Raw genomic sequence first — 13582 nt, forward strand, 5'->3', positions numbered from 1 at the left:
GGGGCGGCACCCCCGGCCCAGGGCCCCAGCCGCCCCCACCACCAGGAGACGAGCCCCCATGAAGCTGTCACTCGCCGAACGCGCCCACGCAGCCGCCGTACACGTCCGCCGGAACATCGCGCTGAGCCCCTACAGCCCCTACCGCAGCGAAGAACACGCCCGTACCGCAGTACGGCTCGCCGCCGCCCTCGGCCTGGACCTCGACCAGATCACCGTCGCCCCCGACTGGCTGAGACGCCGCACCATCCCCGGCGAGCCCGTACTGGCCACCGCCACCTGCCCCGACAGCGGCGAGAAGTACGTCTTCCTCACCCGCCATCCCGCCTACGACACCGCCTTCGAACTCCTCGGCCCGTGCCCGGCCTGCGCAGCCCACGTCCCGCTCGCCACCATCCGACACCTGGCCGACCTCGGCAACCACCTGGCCCACCCGCCACTGACCGCAGAGGAACTCCCGCACACCGACACCCTCCCCGACACGTTCGCCCGCGACGAAGCCCACGCCCCCACCTGCCGATACGGCAGCACCACCTGAGCGTCGCCCACTCGTTCCACAACACGACGGAAGGAACCGCAATGACCGACACCGAACCTCACAACGGCACACAACCCCACGACGACCGGCCTTCACAGGGCACTACCCCAGACGAGGCCGGCAGCTTCCCGAATCCGGCCGACTCACAACGGCCGACTGAGGCGACCAACAGGAACCTGACCGCTCGGCCGCACGCACTTGACGGGCACGGCCGACTGGAGACCGCCGCCCGCTGCGGTGAAGCCGGAAGAAGTGCTTACGCATACAGGCGCCCATCGCCGCCCTGCCCGTGTGTATGCGGCACCGGTGGCTTCTGTGGCGGCTGTGGCCACGCGGGCTGCGGAGCACGTTGATGATCGCGGTATGCGAGTGAGGTGGCACCGGCGAACTGTCCGGTGCCATCCCTCCCCTCCAACTGTCGGATTCCGCCTCAGCTGATGGCCTGGTAGCCGCCCCAGCCGTCACTCACTTTGAACATGGAACCGTCGCCGCTTCCCATTTCGGTATAGGTCCACAGGGCGTCGTCGTCCCTGGTGAACCACAGGTCGTAGAACTGGCCGCTCTTGTCGGCGTCGCCGGGCGAGGTGATCAGTGGTGTTCCCGTGACCGTGAAGTTCAGACCGCTTGGGATCCTGGACGCCTGGTCGGCGAGCCCGTCACCGTCCGGCCCGGTGCCCCGGTATACGTACAGGTCGCCGGTGGTGCGGTCTCGGGAGCCGAGGTCGACCATGCCATCGTTGTTGGTGTCTCCCGGTGCGAAGAGGTCGTGCTCCTGCCAGCCGTCGGTGCCGATGAGGATGGGCTCGCGGTTGCTGTCGAGCCGGTTGTCCGCTGCGCCGTAGTACAGCCACAGGAGAGCGCCCTTCTTCACGAGAAGGTCCGGGTAACCGGGGATATCGATCGCACCATCGGCGTCCAGGTCGAGCGGCCCGTCGACGTCGCCGATGGCGAGTATCTGGTCGGCGTCTTGCCAGTGGTTGTTCTCGGGGTCGTAGACGGTGAGTTCTCTGCGGTCGCTGTCGTCGCCTGAGCAGTTTGTGCAGGCGAAGCCGTATCCGTTGTTGGGGTGAGCCCACAAGCGGTCGCCGTCTTCGGCGTCGCGGCGCAGTCCGATGAGGTCTTCGTAGCCGTCTCCCGTCCAGTCACCGCGGTGGGTGATTGGGGTGGCGTTCCAGGAGAAGTCCGAGGCAGGTTCGGGGTTCGCGGCTACGGTGCCGTCGCCTGCTCCGTAGTAGCGGTGGAGTGTGCCTGCCCCGTCGATGGCCCACAGATCGGGGTTGCCGTCCCCGTTGATGTCACCGGGGCTGTCTGCTTCGGCGGGGCCGTTGGCGTAGAAGAGGTACCCGGCTTGGTCCGAGCGGTTGCCGGCCTTGTCGAGGCTGCGGGTGTAGAGAACGTTCGCGCCGGCTGACGTGGGGGTGTAGGTGATGCTGGCGCTGCCGCCGCTGGTTTCTGGGGTGACGGTGCGGACGGTGGGGTCGGTGTCGGTCCAGTACTCGTACTTGGCCACGTCGGCGATGCCGCCGCTGGTGAAGGTGAAGGTGCCCTCGGTGCGGACCCGGCCGGTGGTCGACGGCCATCCTTCGCTGCCGTCGGGGAACTGGCTGGAGGTAACGCCTGGTGGAGTGCTCGGCCGGGTAGGGTCGAAGACGAAGCGGCAGCCCGGTGAGCCCTTGGTCGGATTCCAGTCCGAGTACAGCGTGCCGTCGTTGGCTTGGGCCTTCCAGGAGAAATTGCCGTTGGCGGTGCCGAGGTGCGGGGTCAGTGTGGCCTTGGTGACCTTGAGTCGGGCGACGGATCCTGAGGAGATGGACACTGACTTGTCGACGATCAGTGTCCCGTTGGGGTCGTCGTTGGGGTGGTGTCCCGTTGCCCACAGGTGGAACTTGACCGCCACGGTGCCGCCGTCGCGGTCACTGGCCTTCGCGTTCAGGTAGATGTCGGTGTTGCCGATCAGGCCGTACGGAGCCTTGTCACATCCGTCGCTGTTCTTGGTGCTCGGAGTGGTGTCCAGGCCGCTGGGCACTCCTGGGCGGGTGTTGTACTCCGTGGAGAACACGGCCGTCTTGGCACTGAACTTCTTCCATTCGTAGACGTCCGATTCGTTCGAGGCGGCCAGTTCGAAAGTGACGGTGTTCCACTCGTGCGAGGCGGCGTCCTTCGCCGCCTTGGTCACGTTGAAGGAGAGGTTTCCGGCAGGGCAGTCGCTGCTGTACCCCTTGGAGTCGGAGACGGTGTCCATTTCCTCCCGCCGGGTGGGGCGGTTGTTCCACGTCGTCGAGGAGCCGATGACCGCTGTGCGCCAGAGTTCGATGGGCTCGTTTCGGCAGGACCAGGACCAGGTGTTCTTGATCCGGAACGTTGACTTGGAAATGACCTTGTCGGTGCTCCAGAGGTTCTTGGTGTTCATGCGGAAGTAGGAGCGTGCGAGCCCGTTCGTATGGTCCTCGTAGCCTGCCCGGGCGGTGCCGGTCCCGAAGGAGCCGTCGGAGTTCTTCCAGCCGTTTCCGTTGAAGTAGGACGTGTTGGGATACGGCTTGTAGGCGATGGTCCAGGAGTAGCGGGAGCCGGAGACGGACGGGTCGATGTACACCGGGTACTGGGTCTCCTCGCCCCGCAGCACGTCCTGGTCGGGGGTGAGGGACAGCGTGTCACCGGCGATCTCGAGGCCCATCGCCGCGTCCCGCGCTCCGGGGGGAGGCGCGAACTCGTCTCCCGCTGGGGCTGACAGGGCTTCCCGGCTCTGTACACGTGTCTGACTCAAGGTGCCACTGGTATTGCTGTCCCACATCAGCGGGGTCGGCGCGGTGAAGATCTCCTGTCCGGCAGGGTCGGCCGCGGTGAGGTTGCCGTACTCGTCGGCATCGGCTGTGAGGCCGTCCGTCGTCAGACCGAAGTCGATCTCGTTGAGCGCGGGATCGGCGGCTGCCTCGGCCGTCTTGACTATGAGGAGTTGCCCGAATCCGGCCGACCCGGCTCTCAGCTTGAGGTCCACGTCGTTGAGCACGTCCGGGTAGGTGACGGTGTCGTCCTCCACCACGGGCTTGGGCAGCTCTCCCGGCCAGGTCCAGGACATGCTCCGCCCGTCCCGTACCACGGTCACGAGCGGGCCCTCTCCACCGCCGGAGAAGCGCACTCCGACCTCGGCTGCTTCCGGAGAGTAGGTACCGTCACCGTTCTCATGCAGCGTCGTGTCGATTTCAACGAGTTTGTTGTCCTTGTGGACCCACTGCGGTAGCGCGTAACTGTCCTGGGTGAAGGTGCCCGACGGGTTCGCGAACACCTGCGACGCCTCCGTCCGCTGTGACAGGACCTCGACCGGCTCTCCGGTTTCAGCGGCCTCAGCCAGGGCGCGTGTCTCTTCCGAGGTGGGCCGTGCCGTGTCGGCCGGTTCCTCGGCGGCAGCCGTTGCGGGCAGGACGGTGATCAGAGGCGCTGCCAACGCAAGGGCCAAGGTCGCGCGAATGAGACCGCGGCGTTGCCCACGTCGGCCTCCCAGCAAACTTCTCTGCAGGTTCTCCATCACGCGTCCTTTTCACTTCCTTTTCACGGACAGGGAAGTAGCCACGGCTGTAGACGGCCCGGAGGGAGGAAAGGTTGTACGGGGAAAAGAACCAATCAAGAAATCGCTTAAGTATCCTTAAATCCTATTGATTTCATTCGTCCATGTTTCAGCGCGAGTCGCTAACTGCCCAGCTCAGTAGCCATGGGCCAACGCGGCAGTGCGGTTGATTAGTGGCAAACCAGGGTAAAATATCAAGGTCGGTTACGGAATTATAAAGTCCCTCAAGCTCTTCTCGAATAAGTGCCGGAAGGGTGTTACGTTCACCGCTGCTTTGCGTTTGTCGTGAAGATCATGTGGGGGGAACGGTGATTGGTCCCGTGTCTGGCACGAACCATTCAGCAGTGCGTCGTGCCCGGAAAACCTGGCGTGGGACGCGACTGATCGCCACGACCCTGGTGGTCTACATGGTGGCCACGCTGCTGGGCGGCCCGGTGGCGGCTGCGGCAGAAGTGGAGCTGCGGAAGCTGCAGCAGCCGGAGCCGGTGCCGGTCTCCGTGGTTGAGGGTCGTGGGCTGCACAAGCCGGACCAGACCGCCAAGAACCGCTGGAAGCCCGACAGCAAAGCGAAGTGGCCTGCGCCTGGAACGGTGACAGCCCAGGTGCCGGCCGCGGGGCAGAAGACGAAGCGCGCCAGGGCGGGTTCGCTTGAGTTGTCAGTGGAAGACGCCGGAAAGAGCCGGGACAAGACTTCGAAATCGGCCGATGAAGTGCAGGTCCAGGTGCTGGACCGTGAGGCCGCGGAGACGGCCGGGGTGGACGGTGTGCTCATCGCCGTGCGGGGGCACGGCGATGAGGAGGGCAAGGACCGGGTCGGCGTCGAGTTGGACTATTCCGGTTTCGCGGGCATGTATGGCGGAGACTGGGCCTCCCGGCTGATGCTGCGCGAAGTCCCTGCCTGTGCCCTGACCACCCCGGAGGACACCAAGTGTGCTCCGGGCAAGGTCGTGAGCACCCGCAACGACCGGGAGAAGGGCACGCTCTCGGCTGAGGTGGAGACCGGCGTCGTCGAGGCCACAGTTGGTGAATCGGGAGATCCGGTCACACCGGCATCGCCGACGCAGCGTTCCCGTGCAGCAGGCACCATCACCTCCGGCACCACGCTGTTCGCCGTGACGGCGGCAGCTTCGGGGGCGACCGGTGACTTCACCGCCACCTCGCTGGCCCCGTCCGACAAGTGGGAGGCCGGCGGCTCATCGGGCGGCTTCTCCTGGACCTACGACATTGAAGCGCCCGGCGTGCCTGGTGGGCTGGAGCCCAGCCTCGGCCTGTCGTACTCCTCGCAGGCTGTGGACGGCCGCACGGCCGCGACCAACAACCAGGCGAACTGGATTGGTGACGGCTGGTCCCTGTCACCGGGGTCCATTGAGCGGCGCTATGTCGGCTGCGAGGACGACAAGAAGGACGGCAACAACCCGTCGCACAAGGTCGGTGACCAGTGCTGGAAGAAGGAGAACGCGACCCTGTCCCTGGGGGGATCGTCCAGCGAACTGGTCAAGGACGACGCCACGGGAGAGTGGCGGAAGAAGAACGACGACGGCACGAAGATCGCGCAGCTGAAGAGCAGCGAGCGCGGAAACGGTGACAACGACGGCGAGTACTGGCGCGTGACCGCCCCGGACGGCACCCGCTACTACTTCGGCTACAACCGGCTGCCCGGCTGGTCCGAGGGCAAAACCGAGACCAACTCGACTTGGACCGTACCCGTGTTCGGCAACCACTCCGGAGAGCCCTGCCGCGCCAGCGCGTTCAAAGACTCCTGGTGCCAGCAGGCCTGGCGGTGGAACCTGGACTACGTCGTCGACCCGCACTCCAACGCCATGGCCTACTACTGGGCGAAGGAGTCCAACCACTACCAGCGCAACATCGACTCCGCGTACAAGGGCACGCTCACCAGTTACATCCGCGGTGGTTACCTCAAGCGGGTCGAGTACGGGCTGCGGTCCGACGGTGTGTACGAGGACCAGGCCGTTGCCAAGGCGGAGTTCTCTGTAGCCGAGCGATGCCTGCCGACTGACACCTTCGACTGCGCCGCGGACAAGTTCACCGAGGCGAACGCCAAGAAGTGGCCGGACACGCCCTTCGACCAGTACTGCACGTCCGACGATGCCTGCGAGAGCAACTCCTCACCGTCGTACTTCACCCGCAAGCGGCTGACCGGCATCACCACCTCGGCGCTGGACGGCGGTGCGTATAAGAAAGTCGACTCCTGGGCGCTGAAGCACCAGTTCCCGTCCACCGGCGACGGCACCGACCCGGCACTGTGGCTGGCCTCGATCACCCGCACCGGTCACACCGCGGCAGACCCCATCACGCTTCCGCCGGTCACCTTCCGCGGCCAGCAGTTGCCGAACCGGGTCGAGGGCGCGGTCGACCCCGTCCCGGCGTACAACCGCTACCGCGTGTACGGCGTGGACACCGAAACCGGAAGCACTGTCGGCGTGACCTACTCGGCCCCCGAGTGCAAGGCCGGCAGCCTCCCCCAGGCAGCGTCGAACACCAAGCGCTGTTACCCGGTGATCTGGTCCCCGCCGGACGCCCCGGCCGAGGATTACGAGCCCTACCAGGACTGGTTCCACTCCTACGTGGTCACCCAGATCCTGGAGTCCGACAACACCGCAGGCGCCCCCGTGATGCGGACCGACTACTCCTACCTCGGCGGCCTCGCCTGGGCCAAGGGAGACGACGAATTCACCAAGGCCAAGCACCGCACCTACGGTGACCGCAAGGGATACGAACGCGTCCAGACCCGCACCGGCGACCCCGCCCAGGGCACCCAGACGCTCTCCGAGGCCCGTTACTTCCGCGGCATCAACGGTGCCGAGGTCGCCAACAGCGAAGGCAAGAAGGTCACCGACCACGAGGCGTTCGCCGGGATGACCCGCGAAACGGCCACCTACAACGGCTCCGGAGGCGACCTGATATCCGCCACCAGCCACATCCCCTGGCGCTCGGACGCGACAGCCTCCCACTCCCGCACGGCGGACGACCTGCCGACCGTGCACGCCTACCGGACCGAGACGAAGGAAGACCACACCCGCACCACGGTCGCGGGGGGATCCCTGCGGCGTACGGAGACCAGCCGTACCTTCGACTCCCACGGCTACGTCGTCTCCGCCTCCGAGACTGGAGACACCGCCAAGAGCGGCGACGAGGAGTGCACCACCACCTCCTACGCCCGCAACACGGACAAGAACATCCTGGGCCTGGTGGCCGAGTCCAAGACGGTCGCCAAGGCTTGCGGCACCACTGCGGATCTCCCCGGCGACCTCGTCTCCACGGACCGCTACTACTACGACGGCTCCACCACACTGGGCGCGGCCCCCGCCAAGGGCGACGAGACCCGCCGCGACGAGCATGACGGCGACGGCACCGGCTTCATCACCGTCAACACCGCCACCTACGACGCCTACGGTCGCCAGACCGCGGCCACTGACGCCTCCGGCGCCGAAACAGTCATCACCCGGACACCGGCGAGCGGGCAGCTGCCGAGCGAGACGGTCTCCACCAACACCCTCGGCCACACCACCACCGAGCACACCGACCCGCGCCGCGGCCTGACCCTCGCCACCGTCGACGCCAACGGCAAGCGCTCCGACATCGAATACGACGCGCTCGGCCGGAGCACCAAGGCCTGGGCGCCGGGCCACACCAAGGCCGACCACCCCGGCTCGCCGACCGTCCAGTACAGCTACCGGGTCTCCAAGACCGAGCCGAACGCCGTCACCACCAAGACGATCAACCACCAAGGTGAATACGACACCTCCCACACCTTGTACGACGGCCTGCTGCGGCCCCGCCAGACCCAGTCCCCGGCCATCGGAGACTCCGACGGGCGCGTGGTGACCGAGACGCTCTACGACACCCGCGGAAAGGCATGGAAGACCTACGGCGCCTACTACGCCTCCGGTAAGCCGTCGACGACCCTGGTGGCCGGCGACGAGACCAAGGTTCCGGCCGGTGTGGAGACCGTGTACGACGGTGCCGGACGCACCACCGCCTCCATCGCCCTGAAATTCGGCGACGAGACCAAGCGCACCACGACCGTCCACGGCGGCGACCGCACCACCGTCATCCCGCCCAAGGGCGGTACCGCGACCACCACCATCACCGACGCACTCGGCCGCAAGACCGAGGCGCGCACCTACACCAACGCCGACCGCACCGAGTACCAAGCCACCACCTATGCCTACAACAAGCACGGCAAACTGGCGAAGATGACCGACCCCGCCGACACGGTGTGGACCTGGACCTACGACGCCCGGGGCCGCCAGATCACGGCCGACGACCCCGACAAGGGCCTGACCGCCACGGCCTACGACCGCAGCGACCGCCCCACCAAGGTCACCGACGCCCGCGGGATCGAGCTGACCACCGTGTACGACGACCTGGGCCGCCAGAAGGAACTGCGGCAGGGGGAAACGCTGCGCGCGTCGTGGACCTACGACACCGTGGCCAAGGGCCACCTCACCGGGAGCACCAGCCACGTCGACGGCAAGACGTACAGCAACCGGATCAACAGTTACAACGACCAGTACCAGCCGACGTCCTCGACCACCACGCTCCCCGCAGACGCTGGCGCCGTGGCTGGCGAATACACCTGGACCTTCGGCTACAACGCGTACACCGGGGCCCAGGAGTGGATCAAGCACCCGGCCCTCGGCGGACTGCCCGGCGAACGCCAGACCACTGTCTTCGGCGAGGGCAACCTCCCTCAGAAGACCACCGCAGGACCGGTCGTGCTGGTCAACGCAACTTCCCACGACGTCTTCTCCCGCCCCGTACGCACCGAATACGGAGTCCTCGGCCGCAAGGTCTACCGGACACAGAACTGGGACGAACACACCGGCGCACTCACCCGCAGCACCATTGACGGCGACGTGGCCCTGCGGGTGGACGACACCCGCTACACCTACGACCCGGCCGGCAACGTCACCCGCATCTCCAGCACCTCCGGCCAAGACAACACAGCCCAGACCGACAACCAGTGCTTCACCACCGACGCCCTGCGGCGCATGACGGAAGCCTGGACCACCAGCAACCCCGCCGACGACTGCACTGCTGGCCCATCGTTGGCGACCGTGGGAGGCCGGGACGCCTACTGGCACTCCTACGCCTATGACATCGCCGGGAACCGCACGAAAGAGACCCAGCACGCCACAACCAGCGGCCTGTCCGACGTCACTCGCACCTACGCCCCGACCGGCGCGGGGGAGGACAACCCGCACTCGCTGCGCTCGGTCAGCACGACCGGCGGTGGAGACGACGGACAACAGGAGACCTTCGCCTACGACGACGCGGGCAACACCACCGAACGCACCGGCGGCGAACGGGACCAGAAGCTGACCTGGAGCCCGGAAGGCAACCTGGCCACCGTTACCGAGGACGGCAAGACCACCGAGTACCTCTACGACGCGGACGGCAACCGCCTCCTCGCCAAGAACGCCGACGGGTCCACTGTCGCCTACCTGCCCGGCGGCAACGAACTCACCGCCACCAGCACCGGCACCAAGACCGCGGCCCGCTACTACACCCACGGCGGGGAGACAGTCGCGGTGCGCACCAGCAACGGCTTCACCTTCCTCTTCGGCGACCGCCAGGGCACGGCGCTGATCGCCGTGGCGTGGGGCGCCGGCCAGGCGGTGACCCGGCGCAAGCAACTGCCCTTCGGCGGACCGCGCTCGAGCAGCAGCACCAGCTGGCCGGGCGACCGCGGTTTCGTCGGCGGCATCACCGACCCGACCGGCCTAACCCAACTCGGGGCCCGCGCTTATGATCCATCCTTGGGCCGCTTCCTGTCCGTCGATCCTCTCCTGTTGACGGACGATCCGACCCAGCACAACGCTTACGTGTACGGCAACAACAACGCCGCGACCTTCGCCGACCCCACTGGCGAGGCATACGAGGAATGCGTCAGCGGCCAGTACAGCTGCACCAACGGCCGCGGAGGTACCGGCGATCTCGAGAGGGTCGAGTTCGGCAAGAACTACGAGAAGGAAACCAAAGCCCGCGGCGGCACCATCTCTCCCAACTACATAATCCAGAAGAACACCGGCTACCGACACGTGTACACCAAGGGCAGCGGCGTCACCGCACCCACGGCAGCACAGCGAGCCCGCTCTGCCGAGATCGAGCGCCAGAAGCGGATCGAACGCGAACGCAAGGCCGCCGAAGCAAAGAAGAAGGCTAATGAGAAGGAAAGTGGTTATTGGGAAAGTCTAAAGAATGGACTTGGGACGGCTTGGGATCATACGGGCGGCAGGGTCGTCAGCGGTGTCGCAGAGGTCAGTAAGGCGGCAGGCGGATTCTTTGCTGATCATTGGAGAGGATTGGCTGAATTCGGAGTCTTTGTGGTTTGCGTTGCGTCTCTGGTGGGCTGCGTGATCGCCAGTGTCGCTATTGTCGGCGCCAAGTATGCTGCCGACTTGTCCACTGGCGGGACGGAGCGGGCCAATGAGCGTCTTGTTGGAAACGCTCGAGGAGCTGCCATCGGGATCGCTTTTGGTGCAGTCGGTGGTGCAGGAATGAGTGCCGCATGGAAGGGCTACTACCGCGCCACCGGGAAGGGTTCCGCACCTCTTGGTCGGCATTCGGCTCGCTATCTGAATGGAGGTGGCGGACGCCATGCTGCGAGACCGAACGCGGTAGCCAGCAGACTTATGTTCGCAGGAGGCGCCGGCCTTGGCCAGGCTGGGTGCGGCACCACGTACCATGCGCCAAGCTACTGCTGAACAGACCAGAGCGGTGCTGGGCCGAGAGGGGGCGAGTGAGAGATGGGGCGACGTCGTAAGACATCGACGTACGCGCACGGGAAAACGCAGGGTAGTTCTGTTATCACACGGAAGTGGACGCTTAGAACTTGGGAACGTCTTCTCTGTGCGGTTCCAGCGATCGCCCTTCTACTTCTCTCTTCGGTCGGGCTTAAGGAAGCCATCTCGGAGCGGCCGCAACTGTCTACCATCTCATTGGCGGTGCCGCTTGGATTCATTGTCGTAGGGGCGGGTTTGTTGGCCTTTGCAATGCGGTCGTCAATGGCCCTCACGGCCGATTACCTGATGGTGAGAAATGTTCTGAAATGGCGACGGATACCGCTAGCGCAAATAACGTCGGTAGAACCTGGATATTACGGCATGACAATCCTTTATACGCCAGGAAAAATATGGGTATGCCTTGCCTTCTACAAGTCCAATCCAGCCCGTTGGCTTAATCGACGAGTGCGGTCTGATTTCATAGCGGAAGAAATAATGGCCGCCGCCAGGGAAGCTCGGACGTCCGAGTGAGCAGAAGGCCGGCTGCGCGGCAGCAGTGAGGGGCCAAGCGGTGACGCATAGTAGTTGCAAGCGGCGCCCCGGGGCGTTGTAGTGGATGGCCACGTTCTGTCGGGTCTTGATCGTGATACAGCTGCCGGTCGATGAGACGCCATGCAAAAAGGCAAGGGGAACCACGGTTTGCGGGTTATCCGGATGTCAGGGCACCTGAAATGGCTGGAGCAGGAGACCTTGCACTAAATAAATGCGTAGTCCCTTCCGTTGGCGCCTCGGGTTACTGCCGACGCAGAGGAGATGCGCGAACGTGAGTGACGTTGTGCCATCGGTCTATGCTGTGATGAAAAAAGCAGCCATCAGCCAAGCTGCTTTCCGTGGGCTGGAGAAATCAAATCTGAGTCCTGAGGCAGATGTACGCGCAGTCTGGTGGTGGCGCGTGCGTGGGCTCTGGAGAGCAGGTAAACTGCTCCCGCTCCTCGGAGTGTTCGGCTTGGATGCAGGGGCTTGGGTACTGTCGATACAGCACCCGGATAAGAGCATCCCTGTATATATCTTCCTCCTGCCCTTGCTTACAGTTGTTTGGCTAGCGATAGCATTCCGTAGTTCCAGGCGGGCATGGAAAATGGCGCGAGAGGCGCGAAAAGTACCCAGTCACCGCGTGAGATATGTTCTGTTGCACAGTTATGCATCTGAGGCGCCATGGCTGGTCTTTTTCTCGTTGAGCGGCGGTGAGGATGACGAGCCCTTCGGAGCCGTCCCTTTGCGGTACGGGCCTCTGCGAGACCGTTACCGTCAACTTCCTTCCCCTGTCGGCGAGGCGCGGCTCACAGGGAACGTCGAAGACGGCTCTATCGTTGTACCCTGGATTTCAGGGCAGCCGGTGTGGCCGTCGGCTACGTTCAGAGGAATCGACATGTCCGATGCACTTTGCCTCCGTTCCGTGTCCGAGCTAGTGCGGCCGGAGTAACGGATTGCAGCACGCATGCCAAAATATTGGGTTCCTCGCTGCCCACGCCCGGGCTGATAATCTGGACCTGATGCTGGAGTTAGTGATCCTCGGAACGGCTGCCTCTTTGGTGGGTCTAACCCTCTGGAAAGACTGGCTTTCCGTCACGGATCTGTTTGTCCCTGACGATCCGAACGCAACGGATGCGTTGCGCTTGCGGCCCGTTATGCGCAGATTCGTCAAGGTGGGCGGTCTAATTTTCGCGACGGCTGGGTTTACGCTGCTCGCATCCTCGGTAGTTAAGCTTTTTGATCACATCCTAGGGGCATGATGGCGTTTCTCCTCTTCTTGTCGTTGTTTCTATAGATGCGCGCCACACAGGGATCGCGCGTGACGAGGATGAGTGATGTAGCGCCTCCGGGTACGGCACGATGGCTGAAGATGCCCGCAGTCAGGCGCCCTGCCGTGCGCCCGAGCAGCTCGACCTGGACACCGAAGCGGACGTGAAGCGCGGCGGGGTCGGTCGAGGCTCCTTGCGTTGGCTCCAGCCGGCGGTTGGTGCTGGAGTTGAGCGATTCGTGAGGGGAAGGGGGCAGCATGGTGTTTAGCCTGACTATTGGAGTCGCTCTCATTGCACTCGGCGTCTGCCTCATGGTTGATGTGAGAGGGGTCGCGGGGCGCATCTACGACTTCTATGCGTCGTTCATGAATCCCGGGAACGCCACCAGAGGCACAATACGTGTAGTGGGGGTTTTCATGACTCTCGTTGGCGTGGTGTGGGTGGTAGGGCCTTTGAACGGTACGTGGTTTAGCCGCTGAAAAAGGAGGAGTGAGTGGCTTGTTCCTGTTGATCGGTGGAATTGTATTGATCGGGTTTGGTATTTGCCTGGTCGGTGACGTCGGCGGAACGGCTACGCGAATCTTCGATTTCTTCGAGTCGTTCATGAACCCCGGGCGCGCCACGCCCACGACGCTGCGGATAGTCGGCGCATTTGTGCTGATTGTCGGTGCGGGGTGGTTTGCGGCCTCGTTTTCGGTCATGTAGACCGGCGGGCGAGGTCCATTTGGTGCTGAAGGGACCTCTTGGGGAAGATCGGTTCCGCAGTCTCGTTCGGGGCTCCTCCTTACGGGGCTGCGGATGCGATTGCCGCCGGCCCCGGCTCAGTATGGCGTTCAGAGATGACACTGGAGGACGCTGATGTTTCACACTCGACGCGGTGTCGACATCCTGCGGCGGCGTAGTGCGCCGGTCGGGGCGTATATCTACATCGCAG

General features: G+C 64.6%; 5 protein-coding genes. 4 read left to right on the forward strand and 1 reads right to left on the reverse strand.

Features of this window, described 5'->3' with window-relative positions:
• Window positions 1–58: 58 nt before the first annotated feature.
• Window positions 59–535, forward strand: a complete 477-nt coding sequence (locus GCU69_RS11375) for a hypothetical protein (RefSeq protein ID WP_156205863.1) — start codon at window positions 59–61, stop codon at window positions 533–535.
• Between the two features lie 430 nt (window positions 536–965).
• Here the strand turns inward: GCU69_RS11375 and GCU69_RS11380 are convergent, their stop codons facing one another.
• Window positions 966–4058 carry an FG-GAP-like repeat-containing protein gene (locus tag GCU69_RS11380; RefSeq protein WP_156205865.1) on the reverse strand — a complete coding sequence of 1031 codons (3093 nt, stop codon included), beginning with the start codon at window positions 4056–4058 and terminating at the stop codon, window positions 966–968.
• 698 nt (window positions 4059–4756) lie between these two features.
• Between GCU69_RS11380 and GCU69_RS11385 the strand changes: the two genes are divergently transcribed.
• The 3 genes from GCU69_RS11385 (at window position 4757) to GCU69_RS11395 (ending at window position 13353) form a co-directional block, all read left to right on the forward strand.
• Complete coding sequence (locus GCU69_RS11385; protein WP_235978410.1) at window positions 4757–10828, forward strand: RHS repeat domain-containing protein; 6072 nt, start codon at window positions 4757–4759, stop codon at window positions 10826–10828.
• 1571 nt (window positions 10829–12399) lie between these two features.
• Window positions 12400–12639, forward strand: coding sequence for a hypothetical protein (locus GCU69_RS11390; protein ID WP_156205869.1), 240 nt, complete (start codon window positions 12400–12402; stop codon window positions 12637–12639).
• Between the two features lie 507 nt (window positions 12640–13146).
• Window positions 13147–13353 (forward strand): hypothetical protein, encoded by a 207-nt coding sequence (locus GCU69_RS11395; protein ID WP_156205870.1) that lies wholly within the window; start codon window positions 13147–13149, stop codon window positions 13351–13353.
• Window positions 13354–13582 lie beyond the last annotated feature (229 nt).

Origin of the sequence: Streptomyces lycii (assembly GCF_009735685.1) — a bacterium.
GTDB lineage: Bacteria > Actinomycetota > Actinomycetes > Streptomycetales > Streptomycetaceae > Streptomyces > Streptomyces lycii.

Coding starts and splice junctions, on each gene's coding strand:
- GCU69_RS11375 (WP_156205863.1), top strand. CDS start 59: ATGAAGCTGTCACTCGCCGAACGCGCCCACGCAGCCGCCGTACACGTC.
- GCU69_RS11380 (WP_156205865.1), bottom strand. CDS start 4,058: ATGGAGAACCTGCAGAGAAGTTTGCTGGGAGGCCGACGTGGGCAACGC.
- GCU69_RS11390 (WP_156205869.1), top strand. CDS start 12,400: ATGCTGGAGTTAGTGATCCTCGGAACGGCTGCCTCTTTGGTGGGTCTA.